The sequence below is a fragment of the Streptomyces sp. NRRL F-6676 genome, from assembly GCF_000725625.1.
Taxonomy (GTDB): Bacteria; Actinomycetota; Actinomycetes; order Streptomycetales; family Streptomycetaceae; genus Streptomyces.
On record NZ_JOHS01000008.1, the window covers coordinates 292,886 to 311,913 of the forward strand.

The following is a 19,028-nucleotide window of genomic DNA, read 5'->3' on the forward strand; positions in this document are numbered from 1 at the left end:
GCCGGCCCGGGGCGGAGGCCGCGGCGGGGGCCGGCCGCCTCGGCCGTGAGGTCGGCCGCGCACAGGGTGCCCGTCCGCTCGTCGGCGGCCGGTCCGGAGCCCTCGCAGACGGCGCGCCCTCTGGGGGCGGGCCGTGTCACTGTGCGGCTCCGCCGCGCGGGCGCGGCCCGCCACACTCCATCCGCACCCGCCGACGGACCAACTCCCCCCGAGCCCCGAAGCGAACCCCCCGCCCGACCCCGGAGGGGACCGTCACCCCTCCACCTTCTCCTGCGTCCACGTCCACGCGTACTGCAACCAGTCCGCCAGCGTCATCGCCCCGAAGCCCGCGCACACCAGCCGCGCGGCGCGCGGCGCCACCGCGTACGTCGCCACCAGGCTGCCCGCCGTCCACGCCCCCGCGCAGAACGGGCAGGACAGCAGGTCCCCCACCGCCAGCCGCAGCCCACTGCCGCGGGGCTCGTCCATCACCTCGCCCGCGGTGGTGTCCTCCTCGCGGCGGGTGAACGGGGCGCGCAGAAAGCTGGTGATCTTGTCCTTGGTGAGCAGCCGGGACGTCTTGTACGTCGCCGCGCCCAGGAGCAGCAGGTCCCACGGTGGTACGCGCTCCGGCAGGGTCACGCCGCGTCGGTTGACGACGACGGCGAACGCCGCGAGGGAGGCGCCGAAGGCACCGGCGACGGTGGCGTAACCGGCGAGGGGAACCCTCTCCTGTGCGTCGTAGTCGTGTGCGGCGATGTCGGTCATGGCGCCTCCGTCCGGGCACGGGTGTGTGCGAGCGGCGTCCGGGTGCCCCGGTCACCCACGGTCACACCAGGGCGGCGCCCACAGAGGCCCACGCTGTTCTCGCGCCCGCGCGGCGGAGCCGCGATGCGGCACGGCCCGCGGTGTTCGCAGAAGCGCGAGGAACCGCGCGACCCGCCACAACCCGCCCGCACCCGCCCACGAAAACGACCCCGCGCACCCTCACGCGCCCGGGGGTCGCAAGGGGAACCCCCCCTCCGCACGCCCCCGGGAGCGCTTCGCGCGACCGGACCCCCGTGCCGGTCGCGTCCGTCGCATCCCGGGAGCGGCGTTCCTGCAAACTAAGCCGCCCCCCGCCTGTTCGGCCATCGCACGGATGCCCGCCCCCGTCCGTCACGCACTCAGCCGTGCACAGCCCCATCCGGGATGCCCCGTTTCGCCCGGCCCGGTGGTGGCCCTCCCGAGGTCACCCGAGGGCCGGTGCCTCCAGTTCCCGTACCGCGAGATGGGCGAGGACGACCTCGTACAGATCGCTGCCCCCGGCCAGCAGCCGGCGCTCCAGCGCCTTCTCACCCGCGCGCACATGCTCGCGGACCGTCTGCACATGCACCCCGAGATCCTGCGCCGCCCGCTCGGCGTTCGCCCCCGCGGCGATCCACGCGCGTAGCGTGCCGCGCAGATCCCGGGAGTCCTCCGCGAGCCGGTCCAGGAGCTCCTGCGCCCAGGAGCGCAGATGCGGGGCGCGCAGCAGCTCCGCCAGGCCCGGGGCGGCCGCGCCGTCGGGGGTGGGACCGGTGAGCCCCGGCCCGTCCGCCAGCGCGGACAGCGCGAGGTGGACCACGGCCCGGGTGCGCAGGTCGCCGAGGTCGGCGCCCAGCAGCTGCCCGGTGCGGTCCATCCGGGCCCGTACCGTGTTGCGGCTGACGCCGAGCACCTTCGCCGCCTTCACCGCCGTGAACTCCAGGCCCAGCCGGGTCGTCGCCTGAAGTTCCGCGTGCGTGGCCAGCGGGAGCCTGCCGAGCGGCAGCAGCAGCCGGTCGGCCCAGCCGTGCAGGGCGCCCGGCGGTATCAGCCGCTGGGGATGCGTGCGCTCGGCGTACATCGCCGCCGCCTCCGGGCGGAACCGGGCGACGACCAGAGCGCTGACGGCCTGCCCGTACGCCAGTGCCGTCTCGCCGAGCTCCTGGCGGACGCTGCCGCCGAGGAACACCCCGGAGATGCCGTCGGCGAGCGTGCGCAGCTCCTCCTGGAGCTCCTCGGCGGCCTCGGTGCCCCACGCGTGCGGCGCGACCATGATCAGGTGGCGTTCCTCGGCGGGGCAGCGCACCACCAGCGCCCGGCCGTCGGTGACCTCGGCGCAGCGCCGGGCCAGTGCCTCGCGGTCGCCCGCCGGGCCCTCCAGGACGTACACGCACAGCCCGTCCGCGTCGAGCAGCCCGGGCCACATGCCCGCGGCGACCCGGCGGGCCGCGACCGTGTCCCCGACCATGAGCAGTTGCAGCACCGCCAGCCCGAGGTCGGCCGTGGCCCGGGTCAGCCGGCGGCGCTCCGCGCCGCGCTCGCGCTCCTCCAGCAGGACGTCGAGGACCCAGGCCGTGGCCGCCACGATCTCCCCCGCGCGTTGGTCGAACGGCCGGTCGCGCCAGACCGCCAGCACATGCGCCGCCGGCGGGCGGCCGACCGCGACCAGCCGTGTGTGCTGCCCCTCGTCGTCCACGGCCGCCGACGCGAGGCGGCCCGTGGCGAGGTCCGCCACCAGCCGCTCGTCGGGCAGCGCCCGCCGCCCGGCCGGCAGCCGGCCGTGCCGGTCGCCCAGCGCGGCCGTGCCGTCGACCGCCTCGCCGAGCCACGCCACCACCCGGGCCGGGTCGCGCGCCGCGGGCCGCAGGTGTTCGAGCAGGTCACGCATCCACGGCGCACCGCCACCACCACGGCCGGCACCGCCACCACCACGACCGGCACCCGCACCGGCCGGCCGGTCGGCCTCGCCCGGAAGGCCTGGAAACTCACCCGAAGCACCGGGAGACCCGCCCGGAGCAGCACCGGGGAACTCACCCGGAGCACCGCCGGGAAACTCGCCCGAAGCACCGGGAAACTCGCCCGAAGCACCGGGAAACTCGCCCGGAGGACCGGGGGACACATCTGCCATGTCCACCACTTTCCCCCAGACTTCCGGCCCGCGACACCGCCCCGGCCAGACCTCGGGGATCATTCAGGGGATTCCTCGGGGATCTCTCAGGGAACCCCCTCGGGGGCAGGTCCGCCCACCCTCGTGGGACGCACGGCGAACAGGAGTGATCGATGCAGTACGCGAAACTCGGCACGACGGGTCTCGAAGTGTCCCGGATATGCCTGGGCTGCATGAGTTTCGGCGTGCCCGCGCGCGGCAACCACGAGTGGACCCTCGACGAGGACGCCGCCCGGCCGCTGATCCGCCAGGCCCTGGAGGCCGGGATCAATTTCCTCGACACCGCCAACGTCTACTCCGACGGGACCAGCGAGGAGATCGTCGGCCGCGCCCTCAAGGACTATGCCCGGCGCGACGAGATCGTCCTCGCCACCAAGGTGCACGGCCGGATGCACGAGGGCCCCAACGGCGGCGGACTCTCCCGCAAGGCGATCATGACGGAGATCGACCAGAGCCTGCGCCGCCTCGGCACGGACTACGTCGACCTCTACCAGATCCACCGCTTCGATCCGCAGGTCCCCGTCGAGGAGACCATGGAGGCCCTCCACGACGTGGTGAAGGCGGGCAAGGCCCGGTACATCGGGGCCAGTTCGATGTACGCCTGGCAGTTCTCCAAGGCCCAGTACACGGCCCGGCTGAACGGCTGGACCCGGTTCGTGTCCATGCAGAACCACTACAACCTCCTCTACCGTGAGGAGGAGCGCGAGATGCTGCCGCTCTGCGCCGACCAGGGCGTCGGCGTCCTGCCGTGGAGCCCGCTGGCGCGCGGCCGGCTCACCCGCGACTGGGACGAGGACACCGCCCGCAGCCGCACCGACGACTTCGGCCGCACCCTGTACCCCGAGAGCGACCGCCGCATCGCCGAGGCCGTCGCCGCGATCGCCGCCGAACGCGAGCTGCCCCGGGCCCGGATCGCGCTGGCCTGGCTGCTGCACCGCCCCGGGGTGACCGCCCCCATCGTCGGCGCCACCAAGCCCGCGCACGTCGAGGACGCCGTCGCCGCGCTCGACGTCGAGCTGACCGACAAGGACCTCGAACGCCTGGAGCAGCCGTACGAGCCCCATGCGATCAGCGGTCACTGACACCGCACCTCCGCACCACCGCCCCCCGCCCGGGGGCCCGGGCCCGTGACCGGATCGTTCCGGCACGGGCCCGGATCGGGTCTGCGGAACCGGCGTACGCGCAGGTCACACTGGACGCATGAAGCGAGCACTCGTCGTCGTCGACGTCCAGGAATCGTTCCGCGCCCGTCCGCTGTGGGACGTCATCAACAACCCGGGCATCGCGGGCCCGGTCAACCGGCTGGCCGCTCTGGCCCGCGAGCGAGGCGACCTCGTCGTCTGGGTCCTGCACACCGAACCCGGCAGCGGGGACGTGTTCGACCCGGACTCCGGGCACGTACGGCTCCTGGCGGAACTGGACGGGCCCCGGCCGGACGAACCGGTGCTGCGCAAGACCTCCCACAACGCCTTCACCACCACCAACCTCCAGCAGCTGCTCACCGGGGCGGGCGTGGGGGAGCTGTGGGTCTGCGGCATCCGCACCGAGCAGTGCGTGGAGACCACCACCCGCCTCGGCAGCGACCTCGGCTACCGCATGGTCCTCGTCCCCGAGGCCACCGCCACCAACCCGATCGGCGATCTCTCCGCCGAGGCGATCACCGAGCGCACCGTCGCCGTCCTGCGCGACCGGTTCGCCCGCATCGCCACCGTCGCCGAGTACGCGTCCGACGTGGCAGCATCCACGGCGTGAGCCGCGTCGTCTTCGTCCTGCTGCCCGAGGTCCATCTGCTCGACCTGGCCGGACCCGTCCAGGTGTTCGACAGTGCGGCGGGCCTCGGGCGGCCGTACACGCTGCACTACGTCGCCGAACACCCCCAGGTGCGCAGCGCCCAAGGGCTGCCGCTGACCGCCCGCACCGACTGGCCCGCGCTCGACGCCGACGATCTGGTGGTGGTGCCGGGCTGGCGGGCGCCCACCCTGCGCACGGGCTCCACACCGGGCGAGGACGTGCTCCGCAGGCTGCGCGCCCACCACGCGGCGGGCGGCACCGTCGCCAGCGTCTGCGCCGGCGCGGACGCCCTCGGCCTGGCCGGACTGCTCGACGGGCGGCGCTGCACCACCCACCACGAACTCCAGGACGAACTGGCCGCCCGGCACCCGAGGGCCACCGTCGTCCGTGACGTGCTGTTCACCACCGACGACCGGGTGGTCACCTCCGCCGGGATCGCCAGCGGCATCGACCTCGCCCTGCACCTGGTGGCGCTGCGGCACGGCCCCGCCCTGGCCGCACGGGTCGCCCGCACCATGGTCGTCCACGCCCGCCGCAACGGCGACCAGCCGCAGGCCAGCGCCATGCTGCGGCACCGCTCGCACCTGGACGACACCGTGCACCGGGTGCAGGACCTGATCGACACGCGGTTCGCCGAACCGCTGCCGCTGGCCGGCCTCGCCTCCTACGCCCGGGTCAGCGAACGCACCCTGACCCGACTGTTCACCCGCGCCACCGGCGGCCTCACCCCGCTGCGCTACCAGCAGACCCTGCGCCTGGAACGCGCCGAGCACCTCCTCGGCCTGGGCGCGACGGCCGAGTCGGCGGCACGCGAGGTCGGCTTCGAGGACGCGCGCATGCTCCGCCGGCTGCGCTCCCGGGCCGCCCGGTAGCGCAGCGGCGCGCACGCGCTACGAGGCGTCGGAGGGCGCGGAGCCGGCGGAGGACGCGATCACCCGGTCCACCAGCGCGATCAGCACGTCCCGGCAGGAGCCCCGCTCCCGTGCGTCGCACAGCAGCACCGGCACGCCCTCCGGCAGCGCCAGCGACTCCCGCACCTCCTCCGCCCCGTACGGATGCTCGCCGTAGAAGCCGTTGACGCCGACGACGAAAGGTATCTGCCGCCGCTCGAAGAAGTCGATCGCCGCGAAACTCGTCTCCGGCCGGCGCACATCGACGAGCACCACGGCCCCGAGCGCCCCTATGGCCAGGTCGTTCCACATGAACCAGAAGCGCTGCTGCCCCGGCGTACCGAACAGATACAGCACCAGCTCGGCGCTGATGGTGATGCGCCCGAAGTCCAGCGCCACGGTGGTGACACGTTTCTCCTCGATCCCGGCGAGGTCGTCGACCCCGAGTCCGGCGGAGGTCAGCAGTTCCTCGGTGCGCAACGGCACGATCTCGCTCACCGAGCCGACCATCGTGGTCTTCCCGACGCCGAAACCGCCGGCGACGAGGATCTTGACCGTGTCGGGCGGAGCGACCACGGGAGCGGTGCGGTCAGAGCCGGCCAAGGCCGTCCCTCACTTTCTGCAGCAGGTCCAGGTCCGGTTTACGGGTGACGGAACGCGGCGGATGCATGGTGATCCGGCCCGCCTCCAGCAGATCGCAGAGCAGGATCGCGACCACGCTGACCGGCAGGTCCAGCAGGGTGGCGAGCTCCGCCACCACGATCGGCCGGGCGCACAGCCGCAGGATGCGGGAGTGCTCCGGCTGCGGCCGCGGCGCCCCGGCGGGCTGCGGGTCCACCGCGGTCACCGAGGTGATCAGGGTGAAGTCGGCACGGCTGGGCCGGGTCCGGCCGCCGGTCAGCGTGAACGGCCGTACCAGACGGCCCGCCGCGTCGCCTTCGCTCACCTCACTCGCCGCGGTCGGCCGCGGGCCCGGCGGTGGCGCGCGGGGCCGCGCTGAGGTGCTCGCCGATCTTCTTCACCAGCATGTTCATCTGGTACGCGACCACGCCCACGTCGGCGCCCTTGTGCGTGAGCACCGCGAGGTGCGCGCCGGGCCCGGCGGCGGTGATGATCAGGTAGCTGTGCGCCATCTCGATCAGCGCCTGGCGCACCGGACCGCCGCGGAAGTCCATGCTGGCGCCCCGGCTCAGGCTCATCAGACCGGACGCGGTGGCCGCGAGCCGCTCGGCGTCGTCGCGGACGAACGCGGTGGACTTGCTGACCACCAGTCCGTCCTCGGAGAGCACGACGGCGTGGTTCACCTCGGCGACGCGCTCCACCATTCCGGTGAGCAGCTGATCGAGCTGGCTGTGTGTGGCGGGGGCGGGGCGTGTCATCTCTTCAGTCCTTCATGAGCGATCGGGCAGCGGAGTCGGGGCGGGCGGCGGAGTCGGGCGGGCGGCGGCGGAAGGGGCCGGGCCGTCGGGGGCTACGTTTCTGCGGAGGCGGTCTCCCCCTCGCGGTCGCCGTCGGCGTGGCCGCCGGCCGCGTCGTCGAAGGGCGTGTCGTCGAAGGGCGTGTCGTCCAGGGCCGCTCGGGTGCCGCGCTGGAACCCGGCGAGGGAGGAGGCGGCCTCCTCGGCGGTGAACTCCTCACCGGCGTCCGCACCGGACCCCGGCGGGGGATCCGCCAGCAGCTCGGCCGCCAGACTGCTCTGCGGCACCCGGCGCGGCAGCGGGGCGGGCCGGCCTCCGCCGGACGAGCGCCCATCGGACGAGCGCCCATCGGACGAGCGCCCATCGGACGAGCGCCCATCGGACGAGCGCCCATCGGACGAGCGCCCATCGGACGAGCGCCCACCGGACGGGCCCCCGGCGGACGGGCCCGTACCGGACGAGCCCTCACCGGAAGCACCCGAACCGGACGTGCCCGAACCGGACGGACGGCCCGCGCCGGACTCGCCCGCACCGGACGCGCCCGCGCCGGACAGGTCGTCGGCCGCGCCCCGGCCGCCCCGGCCGGAACCGGCCGCGCCCCCGGCGCCCACCGCCGCACCGCCCGCCGCACCCGGTCCGGCGGGCGTGGAACCGTCGCCCGCCGGGCTCCCGGAACCTTCGGCCACCCCGGCGGCCTCGCCGTCCGTGCCGTCGGCGGGCTCCGCCGCCCGGTCCCGGCCGGCGGGCCGGGGGCCCGGCACCCCGCCGGGGGAGGAGGCCCCGGCGACGCGGCCCGCGGTGCGCCCGGCCGCGCCCCCGCCCGCGTGCGCGGCGAGGTCGCGCACCACGATGTCGTCCGGGATCAGCACGATCGCCGTCGTCCCGCCGTACGGCGAGGACCGCAGCGTGACGGCGATCCCGTGCCGGACGGCCAGCCGGGCGACGACGAACATGCCGAGCCGCAGGTCGTCGGCGAGCGCGACGACGTCGAACTGCGGGGCCTCGGCGAGCTGCGCGTTGAACGCCGTGTACTCCTCCTCGGACATGCCGAGCCCGCGGTCCTCGATCTCGATCGCCAGCCCCTTGGCCACCGTCGCGGCCCGCACCCCGACCGGGCTCGGCGCGGGCGAGTACGCCGTCGCGTTGTCGATCAGCTCCGCGAGCAGGTGGATCACGTCGGCCACCGCGGGCGGCGCCAGGTACAGCTCCTCGTCGGTGTGCACCTCCACCCGCTGGTACTGGGCGATCTCGCCGACGGCGCTGCGCAGGATGTCGATCAGGGCGACCGGCTCGGTCCAGCTGCGGCGGGGCTGCTCGCCGCTGATGATCACGAGGTTCTCCTCGTAGCGGCGCAGCTGACTCGCGGTGGAGTCCAGCGCGTACAGCCCGGCGAGCACCTTGGGGTCCTCGTGCTCGCGCTCCAGCGCGTCGAGCTTGCTGAGCTGGAGGTTGACCAGGTTCTGGCTCTGCCGCGCGATGCCCAGGATGACCTTCTGGAAGCCGCGCCGGGTGTCGGCGAGCTCCACCGCGGTGTGCACGGCCGTGCGCTGCGCGGTGTTGAACGCCTGTGCCACCTGGCCGAGTTCGTCGCGCCCGTAGTCCAGCGGCGGGGCGGCCGCGTCGACGTCCACCTTCTCGCCCCGGTCGAGCCGGGCCACCACCTCGGGCAGCCGCTTCTGCGCCAGGCTCAGGGTGGCCTCGCGCAGCCCGCGCAGCCGCCGGGAGAGCGAGCGGGTGATGCGCCAGGACAGGACGACGCAGACCAGCAGCGCGAGCAGCCCGCCGGCGCTCAGCCAGGCCGCCTTCAGCAGCAGCGCGTCGGCGTTGTCCGCGCTGCGGTCGAGCAGTTGGCCGGTCTGCTGCCGGATCAGCTGCGCGTACTGCGCGGAGAGCCGGTCGAGGGCGTGGTCCCACCGCTGGTGGCTGTCCGGCAGCCGGACGTCACGGTCCTTCGTCCGGCCGGTGACCCCGGCCTGGAACACCTCGTCCTCGACGTGCCGCAGCGTCGCCCAGTCCGTGCCCTGCATGATCTCCTCGGCACGGGCCTTGGCCGCCCCGCGCAGCGACGGCACGACCTGGTCCTGCACCACCCACCGCTGCGCGCCGACGAGTTGGGTGAACTCCGTCCACGAGGCGTCGTCCAGCTTCCCGGACGGCCAGGCGAGGGTCAGCTGCGCGTCCTCCTGCGAGACCAGCTCCGCCGCGTGCTCCAGGGCGACCAGCGGTCCGGCCTGCGAGGTGAGGTCGCCGTCGTCGACCTGGGACAGTTCCTGGAAGGCGTGGATCTGGTCGTCGATGATCGAGGTGTACTGGTCCAGCGCCTGGGCCGCGGTGATGTCGGTGAGGTGGTCCACCTGGCCGCGGTAGTACTCCAGGCTCTTCGTCGAGGCGATCACGGAGTACATCCGATCCGAGATCCGCGTGGGGGCGCTGCGAATCGCCTCCGAACGCCCCACCAGCTTGGCGATGGCCGCGTCCGTCTCACGGCGCTGGGCGTCCAGGGCGGTGCGGGAGCCGTGCGGGGAGGCCAGCCACGCGGCGGAGAGCCCGCGTTCGCGCTGGAGCGCGAGCGTGGCGTCGGTGCCCATCGCGCCGGTCGACCGGCTGAGCTCCGTCTGGTTCCGCAGCCGCAGCCCCTCGGCGAACATCTGCGTCGTCGTCACGCCCCAGATCGCGGCGAGCGTGATGCTGGGCACCAGGGCCAGCAGGATCAGCGAGAGACGTATGGAGCCGAGCCGGCGTCGGGCGGCTGTCCGTGGAGACATCGTCGTCCTAGGGGGAGCAGCGGGGCAGGAACGGAGGGCGGATGCGGAACAGGGAGGGGGAACAGGGACGGGAGTGCGGGCGGTGGGACGGGCGCGAGGGGGTGGTCGCGGGCGTCCCGCACGCGGCGGGGTGCGCCGATGCTATCCGTACCGGTGCTCGCACGCACCGTGAGCCCCCGTCCGGGCCGGCCGGGCGGCGGCCCGGCGGCTCAACGGGTGCCGCCCGCCGCGTACTTGGCGACCTCGGCGGCATTCTCCTTGGTCACGAAGGCGGGCCCGGTGAGCACCGGTGCCGCACCGCCGCCGCTGAGGTTGCCGTTGGTGCGGTACAACCACAGCCCGTCCACGGCGAGATAGCCCTGTAGATAGGGCTGCTGGTCCACGGCGAACCGCACGTCGCCGCTGCGCACCGCCCTCACCAGGTCGGCGTTGAGGTCGAAGGTGGAGACGTCGGCGCGACTGCCCGCCGCCTTCACGGCCTTGACCGAGGCCAGCGCGAACTGTGCCCCGTTGGCGACGACTTCGTCGACGGTCGGGTCCTGGCGCAGCCGGGAGGTGACGGCGGCGGTGAGCGCCGGGACGTCCGTGCCGTCCACGTAGAGGATGTCCGTGCGGCCGTCGAACGTCTTCTTCACCCCGGCGCAGCGCGCCTCCAGCGCCACATTGCCCTGCTCGTGGATGACGCACAGCGCGTGCTTGGCCTTGAGGCTGTCCAGCTTGTCGCCGACGGCACGGCCCGCGACGCTCTCGTCCTGGCCGTAGTACTCCAGCAGACCGTCCGACTTCCAGGCGTCGATGCCGGAGTTGAGGCCGACCACCGGGATCTTGGCGGACCGCGCCTCGGCGACCACCGCCCGCATGGCCTCGGGCTTGGCCAGCGTCACCGCGATGCCGTCCACCCGGTCGCGCACGGCGTCCCGCACCAGCTCCGCCTGGGCGGCGGCGTCCGGGTCGCTCGCGTACGTCAGGTCGATGTGGTCCTTCGCGGCGGCGGCGTCGGCGCCCGCGCGCACCCGCTCCCAGAAGGCGTCGCCCTCGGCGCCGTGCGTGATCAGGGCGATCCGCATCCGCCCGTCGCCGGCCTTCCCCGCCGCGTCGGCGTCCGCCCCCGCGTCCGAGCCGGAGCAGGCCGCCGCGAGCAGGACGACGGCGACGGCTCCCGCGGCGAGGGCGGTGCGGCGCGCGGGCGCCGGGGAGCGACGGGACGGGGGAGTGGTCTTCATGGTGGTGCGGCACCTCGCTGTGCGGCCGAGCCGAAGGGAAGGCAGCGATGCCGGCGGCTGCACGGGGGCGTGCACCGGTGATCCGGGCTTGTCGCTCGCCCGGAGCCAATCGTGTGTGACAGGTGGTAGTCAAGCGGTCGTTGGGGACAGGTACCGGTTCGTTGCGGGTTGCTCGCGTCAGTTCCCCGCGTCCCTGGCCGGGAACGCGGGGAACCGGGTGAACGCGGGGGTCAGGGAAGGAGCTTGTCCAGCACCGCCGGACCCTCCGCCGCGAGCTTGCGCCTGGCCCAGTCCAGGTTGTGCTCGGTGATGTCCTTGCCCGAGGCGAGCACCACGTCCTCCGGGGAGACCTCGCCGTCGGAGCGGGCGTGCAGCAGGGCGTCCGGCGTGGCGCGCTCGCCGGTGGGCCCGGAGGGCTGGGACGGATCGGGTTGTGACGTCGTCATGGTGTCTCCTCTTGCTGCCCGTACGGACCCGGGGCCGGCCGCGGGGGCCGGGCCCCGGCTGCCCTCCGGGTGCCCGTCCGGCCACGGCTGTAACGAGGCGGTCCCGCCGCCGCGACGGGGCCGCCCGCGGGCCGCGGCCGGTTCAGAAACCGACGCCCTCGACGGGTTCCCGCACGGCCATCGCCCCGTCCCGGCGCACACCCGGGCGGTTACGCAGCGGGGTGACGGCCGGCACGACCTGCTCGCCGGCGGCGGCCAGATACCGCCGCGCGTAGTCCAGCGCCTGCTGCACGTCCCGCGTGCCGGTCGACACGCACAGCGTGTACGCGAGGTCCTGGACGCGCGCCCCGGACTTGGCGGCGCCGTCGGCGGCCTCCAGGGCGGCGAGCGCCTGGTACTCCTCGACCAGCTTGCGCAGCGTCGCGGGGTGGGGCATCAGCATGTGCACTCCTTGGTGGTCACAGGCGGAGAGTCCGTCGGCGGCCGAGCGGACCGGAAGGGGCGAGGAGGGTGAAGCGGACGGGGTGGGTGAGGCCGGTGCGGCCGGCGGAGATCCGGGGCGTGCGGGTACGGGGCGCTCACCCGGCGTCCGTACGCCCGGGCTCGCGGCGGTCGGCACCGCGCCCGATGGCCTCTTCCCGCACCCGCGCACAACTGCGGCTGATCAGCCGCGAGACATGCATCTGCGAGATGCCGAGGCGGTCCGCGATGCGGTTCTGGGTCATGTCCTGGAAGAACCGCATGTACAGGATGGCCCGCTCCCGCTCGGGCAGGCGCCGCAGCCCCTCCTTCGCGGCCTCGCGGTCGACGACGACGTCGTAGCTCGCCTCCGCCACCCCGAGGGTGTCGGCCAGGCTGTAGGCGTCGTCGTCGGCGGACATCGCCGCGTCCAGGGACAGGGTGCTGAAGCTCTCCAGCGCCTCCATCCCGGTGCCGACCTCCTCCTCCGTCAGCCCGGTGTGCCGGGCCACGTCGGCGGCGGACGGTTCGGGGGAGCCGGGGCTCTGCATCAGCTCGCGGCGGGCGACGCGCACCTTGTTGCGCAGTTCCTGCACCCGCCGGGGCACCCGCAGGGCCCACATGCGGTCACGGAAGTGCCGTTTGATCTCGCCGGTGATGGTCGGTACGGCGTAACTCTCGAACGCGCCGCGCTCGCAGTCGTACCGGTCGATGGCCTTGACCAGGCCGAGCGCCGCGACCTGGCGCAGGTCCTCGAGCGATTCGCCGCGGTCGCGGAAGCGGCCGGCGATGCGGTGGGCCATGGGCAGCCAGGCCGTCACCAGCTCGTCGCGCAGCGCCTCGCGCTCGGGGCCGTCCTCCAGGGCGGCGAGCCGGGCGAAGTCCGATGCCGTGTCGGGCGCGTCGTCGTGCGCTCGCGGTCCACGGGGGGTGGGACGAGCGGGGGCGCCGGGACGGCTTGTGGGGGTGTCAGTGAGCATGCGGAACAGCTCCTCCACGATGCTGTCAGGGATGACCGTGGGAGGCGGATCGCTCGGCTCGCCGGAAGTCCGGGAGAGCCGATGTACCGCTCCCGCTGGCGCGCCTCCGGTCCGAAGCACGAAATTCCGCTTGCCCTGCCACTCTGCGGCCAAACACCCCCTTTCCGCATCTCGGGAGAGATGGGGCACGGCTCACCTGGGGCTGTGCCCGTGCCCACGGGACACGGACCGCCCCTCCGGCGCGACGCGGAGCGCGGCCGGTGGGAGACTGACGGTGATCGTGCCCGCCCCGTACGGCCCGCCCCCGGCGGCCCCTTCCGCTTGCGCCTCCGGGCGCGGGCCGTGCGGCGGCGGGCCCACGACACGGCACCGGGGCGGTGAGACCGGCCACCGCCGGACGGCCCGACGCCCCTGTTCGGAGCCGCCCGCGCCGCCGCATGTGCCAGGCCCCCGCCCGTGACCTGCGCGACCGCGTGCCCCTGCCGCCGGAAAATGCCGGACGCACAGGCCGGATCGCGTCTGGCGCCCCGCCCCGGGGTGCAGGACGGTGGGTGTGCGGCCGGACGCGCTCCGCGCACCGGCCCCGAGGAACCGCCTCCCGTGGGCAGGGAGGCGACGGCAGCCGCCCGCCGTCGCGGGACCGCGGCGGCCGTCGGTGCCACCCGGCCGACCGTCACCCGGCCGCGCGGCCCGCGTTCCGCCACGCCCCGCGTGGACGGTCCCGCGGCACGCGGGCCGGTGGGGCCCCGCGCCGGTCCGCCCGGCAACGGCCCCACCGGCCGCAGACGTACGCGCCCCGCGAGCCCCGCCGGCCGCGGGCGGCCCCGCCTGTCTACCCGTGCCGGTGGTACGTCCGGCCGGCCCCGCCCGCCGTCACTCGAACCGGGACGGGTCCCCCGCGCCCCGGCGGACGATCTCCGCCTCGCCGCCCGAGAAGTCGACCACCGTCGTCGGCTCGGTGCCGCAGTCCCCGGAGTCGATCACCGCGTCGACGACGTGGTCGAGCCGCTCCTTGATCTCCCAGCCGACCGTCATCGGCTCCTCCTCGTCCGGCAGGAGCAGCGTGCTGGACAGCAGCGGCTCGCCCAGTTCGGCGAGGAGCGCCTGGGCGACCCGGTGGTCCGGGATGCGCACGCCGACCGTCCGCTTCTTCGGGTGCAGCAGCTTGCGCGGCACCTCGGGGGTGGCCGGCAGGATGAACGTGTAGCTGCCGGGCGTGGACGCCTTGACCGCGCGGAACACGTCGTTGTCGACCCGTACGAACTGGCCGAGCTGTGCGAAGTCCCGGCAGACCAGGGTGAAGTGGTGCCGGCTGTCGAGCTGCCGGATGGTCCGGATCCGCTCCATCCCGTCCCGGCTGCCCAGCCGGCAGCCGAGAGCGAAACAGGAGTCCGTCGGATACACCACGAGCGCACCGTCACGAATGCTGTCGGCAACCTGCCCGATGGTGCGCGCCTGGGGGTTGTCCGGATGAACGTCGAAGTACTTCGCCATCCACCGACCCTAAGCCTTCGCGCCCCCCGGACCCGGCGGCTCGGGCGTCAGCACCAGCATCGTCACGTCGTCGTCGAGCCGTGCGGCGAACCGGCCGAGGTCCGCCCACACCCGCCGGACCGCCGTCGCGGGCGCGATCCCCGCCCCCGCAAGGCCCGCGAGCCGTTCCTCCAGCGGATAGAACCGCCCCGCCGCGTCCCGGGCCTCGGTCACCCCGTCGGTGACCACGAACAGCCGGTCGCCGGGGCGCAGCGGCACCCGTACCCCCTCGGGCACCGGCGCCCCCTCGTCCAGTCCGAGACCGAGCGGCGGCGCCTCCGGCACGTCGAGCACGACCGCCCGCCCGTCGCGCAGCAGCAGGGGCGGCGGCTGCCCGCAGCACATCACGCACACCTCGCGCGCCCCCGCGGAGAACTCCAGCAGCACCGCCGTCGCGAACAGCTCGGCGTGCTCGGTGCCCGCCGTGTCGGTCACCAGCCGGCGGTCCAGCCGGGCCACGACGTCCCGCAGGTCGGGCCGGTCGAGCACCGCCTCCCGGAACGCGCCGAGGAGCGAGACCACCGTGCCGACGGCCGAAAGACCGTGTCCCTGGACGTCGCCCACCACCGCCCGGATCCCGTACGGGCTGTCCCGGATGTCGAAGAAGTCGCCCCCGACCAGCGCCTCTCGCTCGGCCGCCCGGTACAGACCCGCGCACCGCACCGGACCGACCCGCTCCGGCAGCGGCGGCAGCACGGCGAACTGCGCGGCCTCCGCGACCGTGCGCACGGTGACGAGGTGGGCGTCGCGGCGGCTGCGCACCAGCGAGGCGAAGACGCTGAGGACGCCGACGAAGCAGATGGTCAGCAGATCGGTGTTGCCCGGGTGATCGAGCCGTACGGCCGGGACGTACAGCAGCGCGACGGCCACCCCGCCGAGGGCCGCGGTCGCCAGCGGTCCGTAGGACAGGACGGCGAGGGGCGGAATCGCGCCGAGGAGGAAACCGATGTCCAGCGGATGCCCGCTGACCAGCCCCGCCAGGCAGATGCCCAGCAGCAGGGCGAACGGGAGCAGACGCACGGACCGGGGCGGCGGGGCGCCGCGCAGCCAGCCCCGCTCCTCCCGGCGGTCGCGGCGCAGCGCCACCCGCCCGTCCATGGCGTTCCCCTCTGCCGGCCCGGTTCCTCTTCCCCGCCTACGCTCCTACGCGCACGCCCCCGGCGCACCCCGGGCGCGCGGGGACCGTACGGGCCGGGACCGTTCCTCGCGGAACCGTCGAACAGCGGCTCCGGACGCGGTACTGTCTGTTGCTGCTGAGCGCGCACGCGGTACGGATTCTGGGGGAACCAATGCAGCCTGGCAGGGAGTTGTCCAGGGAGATCGACGCGACGGTGCCCACGGCCGCGCGCATGTACGACTACTACCTCGGGGGCAAGGACAACTACGCGGCGGACCGGGCGGCGGTCGAGGAACTCGACAAGGTCGTGCCCAGCACGCGCGTGCTGGCCGTGAACAACCGCCGCTTCCTCCAGCGCGTGGTCCGCGTGCTCGCCGAGGACTACGGCATCCGGCAGTTCCTCGACCACGGCTCCGGCCTGCCCACCCAGGACAACGTCCACCAGGTCGCCCAGCGCATCGACCCCGAGTCCCGGGTGGTGTACGTCGACAACGACCCGATGGTGCTGGTGCACGGCCGCGCCCTGCTCGACCAGAACGACCGCACCGCCGTCATCCAGGCGGACATGCGGGACACGGTGGGGATCTTCTCCCACCCGGACACCCGGCGTCTGATCGACTTCTCCAAGCCGGTGGGTGTGCTGTTCGTGTCGGTGATGCACTGCATCCCGGACAGCGACACCGACGGCCCGCTCGCCCTCGCCCGCCGGGTCCGGGAGCGGCTCGCGCCCGGCAGCCTCCTGGTCATGTGCCAGCTGGTGAGCGAGGACCCCGAGGTACGGAACTTCGTCACCGACTTCATGGACACCACGACGCAGGGCAACTGGGGCCGGGTGCGCCGGGAGCAGGACGTGGCCGAGCTGTTCGAGGGGCTGGAGATCCTGGAGCCGGGGCTGGTGGAGGTCTCCACCTGGCGCCCGGACACCGAGGTGGCGCCCCGGCAGCAGACACAGGAATGGATCGAGTTCGGCGGCGTGGCGCGCGTGCCCTGATCCGGGGCCGCCGGGAGGCCGGGAACCGGCCGCTCCGGTCCGGCGATCCGCCGGGTCGGGACGCGGTTCGCCGGGTCAGGACGCCGGGTACCGGCTCTCCACCGTCTCGCGCAGCAGTTCCAGGGACTGCCGGGGGTCGAGCGCCTCGTCGGCCAGCCGGTCGAGCGCGAGCCGGTACTCCTCCGTCTCGTCCCGGTCCTCGAGGTAGTTGGCGCTCTTGATGTGCTCCAGGTAGACGACGTCCGGCAGATGCGAGCCGCCGAAGCGCAGGTACGTCACGGGGATGGCCGGGGCGGAGGCCTGGGTGACGTCCAGCGGGATGATCTGCACCGTCACGTTCGGCAGCCCGGCCATCTCGATCAGATGCAGCAGCTGCTCCCGCATGATCTCCTTGCTGCCCAGCACACGCAGCACCACCGACTCGTCCAGGACCGCCCAGAACTGCGGTGCCTCCGGGCGCTCCAGCAGCCGCTTCCGGCGGGTCCGCAGCTCCACACGGCGCTCCACCTCGCTCGCCGGCGCGGTCGGCAGCCCGCGCTCGACGATCGCGCGGGTGTAGGCCGGGGTCTGCAACAGCCCCGGTACGTACTGGATCTCGAACGTACGGATGGCGGCGGCCGCCTCCTGGAGGCCGACCAGCCGGTCGAACCACTCGGGCATCAGCCGCTTGTCGTACCGCTGCCACCAGCCGGGCTCGCCCGCGCGCCGCAGCAGCTTCAACAGGACCGAGGCCTCGTACTCGTTGGCCTTGTACAGGTCGAGCAGTGCGCGCACGTCCGCCTCGGCGGGCGGGCGGCGGCCCTTGCCGGCCTCGATGCGGGAGAGCTTGGCGGGGCTGAACCCCAGGGCGCGCGCCGCCTGTTCCTGCGACAGGCGGGCGTCTTCCCGGAAGCCGGTGAGCTGCACGCCGACCAGCATCTTCAGCAGCGTCGGCGCGGGCTCGGTCCGGTCGAGATACGGTTCCAGACGGGAGGCGCGGTGCTGCGTGGAGGACATCTCGGCTCCCGGTCGACCGGCAGGGTACGGGACTGCATTATCGCATCCCGGGCGGCGACGGCAGCGGAGGACGCCGGAAGTGGCAGAGCCGGACTCCGCTTCGGCGGCTCCCGGAAGTGCGGGCGCACTCCCGGGAGTTGCGGCTCGGAGCCGTGCCGGACGCGTACCGGACCCGCACCGGGCCGGGCGCTCACACGAGGTGGTCGAACTCCCCCTCCTTCGCGCCGGCCAGGAACGCGGCGATCTCCGCGGGCGTGTAGACCAGGGCCGGACCGTGGGGATCACGGGAGTTGCGCATCGCGACGCCGCCGTCGGTCAGGGCGGCCACTTCGACGCAATTGCCCTCCGCGTTGCTGTGCCGGCTCTTGATCCACCGGGCGTCCAACGAGCTTGCCTGCACTCCATTGGCTACGTGGGGCACCGCACTCTCCTTGCTGATGTTCCGTCGTTCCGTGGAACGCGCGCGGGCACTGGCCCGTGGGCGGTCGCCGGCCGGGCGGTGGGGACCGCATCCGGCCAACTTCTATGAAATTTCCCGTGCAATTGCACGAAGTCACTCTCGGCATGGATAATAGCAGCGGCGTCAACCCCCGCCCTGGCGCCGTCATCTGACGTGACATCAGGCATGTGCCGTGTCGCAGCGGAGCGGAGCGCGCACCCCGTGCGGGTCCCCGACCCGCACGTACCGCCGCGTACGACCCGCTTCGCCGCACAACCGACGTGACTGCCGTGGAAGGGCCCGACATCATGAGTGCCGCTACAACCGAGCAGACCTCAGTGGAGCCCCGGCCGACGACACCGGCCGCGGCGGACGTGACGGCACCGCTCAGAAACGTCGCCCGGGTGCCCTGGGGCCGGATCCGGGACTCCCGGGGCTCCGCGGCGGCCATCCCGCCCCTGCTGAACCTCGTGGCCTGGGGCGACGACCCCGTGGCCCGCACCGCCCTGGCCGAGCTGCGCGAGCGGATCTGCCAGTACGGCTTCGTGGTCGAACAGGCCACCGCGCCCACGGTGCCCTTCCTCTGGGAGATCGCCCGCCTCCCGCACGTCACGTGCCGGGCCGGCGTCGTCGAACTGCTCAGGAACATCGCCGAGGCCCGCCAGTGGGAGCTGACGGCCGCCTCGTACCCGAAACTGCTCCACCAGGGCGAGGACTGGGTCGGCTGGGAGCGGCAGGCACGCCGGGCGGTCCGGGCCGACCGGCACCTCCTCGGCCCGCTGCTCACCGAGAACGACCCGGAACTCACCACCGCGGCCACGGCGCTCGCCCGCACGCTCCGGGCGTGACCCCGGGCGGCGCCGCCACCGCTCCGGCCGGGCCCCGCGGGGGAGGGCCCCCGGAGCACCCCGGCGCCGGGTTCCCGTACGAAGCCCTCGGGGGAAGGAGCTTCCGGGAACCCGGCGTCGGCACAGATGGTTGGTTTGCGACGGCCTTCACGGCGCAGACGGATGAGGAACGCACATGCGACGGCATGTACATCCCATTC

19 protein-coding genes are annotated in these 19,028 nt (G+C 74.0%); 5 read left to right on the forward strand and 14 right to left on the reverse strand.

Annotated features, from left to right (window positions below):
* Positions 1 to 252 precede the first annotated feature (252 nt).
* Positions 253 to 747: a DUF1360 domain-containing protein gene (locus tag IO29_RS08055; protein ID WP_030378036.1), complete on the reverse strand. Its 495-nt coding sequence runs from the start codon at positions 745 to 747 to the stop codon at positions 253 to 255.
* A gap of 463 nt (positions 748 to 1,210) precedes the next feature.
* Positions 1,211 to 2,653, reverse strand: coding sequence for a helix-turn-helix domain-containing protein (locus IO29_RS08060; RefSeq protein ID WP_051707641.1), 1,443 nt, complete (start codon positions 2,651 to 2,653; stop codon positions 1,211 to 1,213).
* A gap of 392 nt (positions 2,654 to 3,045) precedes the next feature.
* Here IO29_RS08060 and IO29_RS08065 point away from each other — a divergent pair, with 392 nt between their 5' ends.
* The 3 genes from IO29_RS08065 to IO29_RS08075 all read left to right on the forward strand — a co-directional run bounded on the left by IO29_RS08065 (position 3,046) and on the right by IO29_RS08075 (position 5,595).
* Complete coding sequence (locus IO29_RS08065) at positions 3,046 to 4,014, forward strand: aldo/keto reductase (RefSeq protein ID WP_030378038.1); 969 nt, start codon at positions 3,046 to 3,048, stop codon at positions 4,012 to 4,014.
* Positions 4,015 to 4,132: 118 nt separating this feature from the next.
* Positions 4,133 to 4,684, forward strand: a complete 552-nt coding sequence (locus IO29_RS08070) for a cysteine hydrolase family protein (protein ID WP_030378039.1) — start codon at positions 4,133 to 4,135, stop codon at positions 4,682 to 4,684.
* A complete protein-coding gene (locus IO29_RS08075; RefSeq protein ID WP_030378040.1) occupies positions 4,681 to 5,595 on the forward strand; it encodes a GlxA family transcriptional regulator in 915 nt (304 codons plus the stop codon). Before IO29_RS08070 ends, IO29_RS08075 begins: the two co-directional genes overlap by 4 nt.
* Before the next feature lie 18 nt (positions 5,596 to 5,613).
* On the opposite strand, the gene IO29_RS08080 is transcribed toward IO29_RS08075, so the two are convergent.
* From IO29_RS08080 to IO29_RS08125, 10 genes are all read right to left on the reverse strand, one after another.
* Positions 5,614 to 6,216, reverse strand: a complete 603-nt coding sequence (locus IO29_RS08080; protein WP_030378041.1) for a GTP-binding protein — start codon at positions 6,214 to 6,216, stop codon at positions 5,614 to 5,616.
* Complete coding sequence (locus IO29_RS08085) at positions 6,203 to 6,559, reverse strand: DUF742 domain-containing protein (protein WP_030378042.1); 357 nt, start codon at positions 6,557 to 6,559, stop codon at positions 6,203 to 6,205. Before IO29_RS08085 ends, IO29_RS08080 begins: the two co-directional genes overlap by 14 nt.
* A gap of 1 nt (position 6,560) precedes the next feature.
* Positions 6,561 to 6,992 carry a roadblock/LC7 domain-containing protein gene (locus IO29_RS08090; RefSeq protein WP_030378043.1) on the reverse strand — a complete coding sequence of 144 codons (432 nt, stop codon included), beginning with the start codon at positions 6,990 to 6,992 and terminating at the stop codon, positions 6,561 to 6,563.
* 92 nt (positions 6,993 to 7,084) lie between these two features.
* A complete protein-coding gene (locus IO29_RS08095; RefSeq protein WP_234307403.1) occupies positions 7,085 to 9,796 on the reverse strand; it encodes a sensor histidine kinase in 2,712 nt (903 codons plus the stop codon).
* Positions 9,797 to 10,005: 209 nt separating this feature from the next.
* Positions 10,006 to 11,019: a substrate-binding domain-containing protein gene (locus IO29_RS08100; protein WP_030378045.1), complete on the reverse strand. Its 1,014-nt coding sequence runs from the start codon at positions 11,017 to 11,019 to the stop codon at positions 10,006 to 10,008.
* Between the two features lie 230 nt (positions 11,020 to 11,249).
* Positions 11,250 to 11,465 (reverse strand): hypothetical protein, encoded by a 216-nt coding sequence (locus tag IO29_RS08105; protein WP_030378046.1) that lies wholly within the window; start codon positions 11,463 to 11,465, stop codon positions 11,250 to 11,252.
* Positions 11,466 to 11,607: 142 nt separating this feature from the next.
* Positions 11,608 to 11,907, reverse strand: a complete 300-nt coding sequence (locus IO29_RS08110; RefSeq protein WP_030378047.1) for a DUF5133 domain-containing protein — start codon at positions 11,905 to 11,907, stop codon at positions 11,608 to 11,610.
* Between the two features lie 136 nt (positions 11,908 to 12,043).
* The gene (locus IO29_RS08115; RefSeq protein ID WP_030378048.1) at positions 12,044 to 12,904 is read right to left on the reverse strand and encodes a SigB/SigF/SigG family RNA polymerase sigma factor; all 861 of its coding nucleotides are present in this window, start codon (positions 12,902 to 12,904) and stop codon (positions 12,044 to 12,046) included.
* An 873-nt stretch (positions 12,905 to 13,777) separates the two neighbouring features.
* On the reverse strand, positions 13,778 to 14,398 hold the full coding sequence (locus IO29_RS08120; RefSeq protein ID WP_030378049.1) for an L-threonylcarbamoyladenylate synthase: 621 nt from the start codon (positions 14,396 to 14,398) through the stop codon (positions 13,778 to 13,780).
* A 9-nt stretch (positions 14,399 to 14,407) separates the two neighbouring features.
* A complete protein-coding gene (locus tag IO29_RS08125) occupies positions 14,408 to 15,535 on the reverse strand; it encodes a PP2C family protein-serine/threonine phosphatase (protein WP_030378050.1) in 1,128 nt (375 codons plus the stop codon).
* 191 nt (positions 15,536 to 15,726) lie between these two features.
* Here IO29_RS08125 and IO29_RS08130 point away from each other — a divergent pair, with 191 nt between their 5' ends.
* Positions 15,727 to 16,545, forward strand: a complete 819-nt coding sequence (locus IO29_RS08130) for an SAM-dependent methyltransferase (protein ID WP_030378051.1) — start codon at positions 15,727 to 15,729, stop codon at positions 16,543 to 16,545.
* Between the two features lie 75 nt (positions 16,546 to 16,620).
* Here IO29_RS08130 and IO29_RS08135 read toward each other — a convergent pair whose 3' ends face one another.
* Together IO29_RS08135 and IO29_RS08140 are read right to left on the reverse strand one after the other, a co-directional pair.
* A complete protein-coding gene (locus IO29_RS08135) occupies positions 16,621 to 17,541 on the reverse strand; it encodes a helix-turn-helix domain-containing protein (RefSeq protein ID WP_030378052.1) in 921 nt (306 codons plus the stop codon).
* A 190-nt stretch (positions 17,542 to 17,731) separates the two neighbouring features.
* Positions 17,732 to 17,962: a DUF397 domain-containing protein gene (locus IO29_RS08140; protein WP_033225643.1), complete on the reverse strand. Its 231-nt coding sequence runs from the start codon at positions 17,960 to 17,962 to the stop codon at positions 17,732 to 17,734.
* 326 nt (positions 17,963 to 18,288) lie between these two features.
* Here IO29_RS08140 and IO29_RS08145 point away from each other — a divergent pair, with 326 nt between their 5' ends.
* Positions 18,289 to 18,828, forward strand: coding sequence for a hypothetical protein (locus IO29_RS08145; RefSeq protein WP_030378054.1), 540 nt, complete (start codon positions 18,289 to 18,291; stop codon positions 18,826 to 18,828).
* Positions 18,829 to 19,028 lie beyond the last annotated feature (200 nt).

Excerpts from the sequence above, each read along its gene's own strand:
- IO29_RS08055 (WP_030378036.1), bottom strand. The coding sequence starts at position 747 with ATGACCGACATCGCCGCACACGACTACGACGCACAGGAGAGGGTTCCC.
- IO29_RS08100 (WP_030378045.1), bottom strand. The coding sequence starts at position 11,019 with ATGAAGACCACTCCCCCGTCCCGTCGCTCCCCGGCGCCCGCGCGCCGC.
- IO29_RS08065 (WP_030378038.1), top strand. The coding sequence starts at position 3,046 with ATGCAGTACGCGAAACTCGGCACGACGGGTCTCGAAGTGTCCCGGATA.
- IO29_RS08130 (WP_030378051.1), top strand. The coding sequence starts at position 15,727 with ATGCAGCCTGGCAGGGAGTTGTCCAGGGAGATCGACGCGACGGTGCCC.
- IO29_RS08095 (WP_234307403.1), bottom strand. The coding sequence starts at position 9,796 with ATGTCTCCACGGACAGCCGCCCGACGCCGGCTCGGCTCCATACGTCTC.
- IO29_RS08060 (WP_051707641.1), bottom strand. The coding sequence starts at position 2,653 with ATGCGTGACCTGCTCGAACACCTGCGGCCCGCGGCGCGCGACCCGGCC.
- IO29_RS08070 (WP_030378039.1), top strand. The coding sequence starts at position 4,133 with ATGAAGCGAGCACTCGTCGTCGTCGACGTCCAGGAATCGTTCCGCGCC.
- IO29_RS08110 (WP_030378047.1), bottom strand. The coding sequence starts at position 11,907 with ATGCTGATGCCCCACCCCGCGACGCTGCGCAAGCTGGTCGAGGAGTAC.
- IO29_RS08145 (WP_030378054.1), top strand. The coding sequence starts at position 18,289 with ATGAGTGCCGCTACAACCGAGCAGACCTCAGTGGAGCCCCGGCCGACG.
- IO29_RS08125 (WP_030378050.1), bottom strand. The coding sequence starts at position 15,535 with ATGGACGGGCGGGTGGCGCTGCGCCGCGACCGCCGGGAGGAGCGGGGC.
- IO29_RS08120 (WP_030378049.1), bottom strand. The coding sequence starts at position 14,398 with ATGGCGAAGTACTTCGACGTTCATCCGGACAACCCCCAGGCGCGCACC.
- IO29_RS08090 (WP_030378043.1), bottom strand. The coding sequence starts at position 6,992 with ATGACACGCCCCGCCCCCGCCACACACAGCCAGCTCGATCAGCTGCTC.
- IO29_RS08105 (WP_030378046.1), bottom strand. The coding sequence starts at position 11,465 with ATGACGACGTCACAACCCGATCCGTCCCAGCCCTCCGGGCCCACCGGC.
- IO29_RS08135 (WP_030378052.1), bottom strand. The coding sequence starts at position 17,541 with ATGTCCTCCACGCAGCACCGCGCCTCCCGTCTGGAACCGTATCTCGAC.
- IO29_RS08115 (WP_030378048.1), bottom strand. The coding sequence starts at position 12,904 with ATGCTCACTGACACCCCCACAAGCCGTCCCGGCGCCCCCGCTCGTCCC.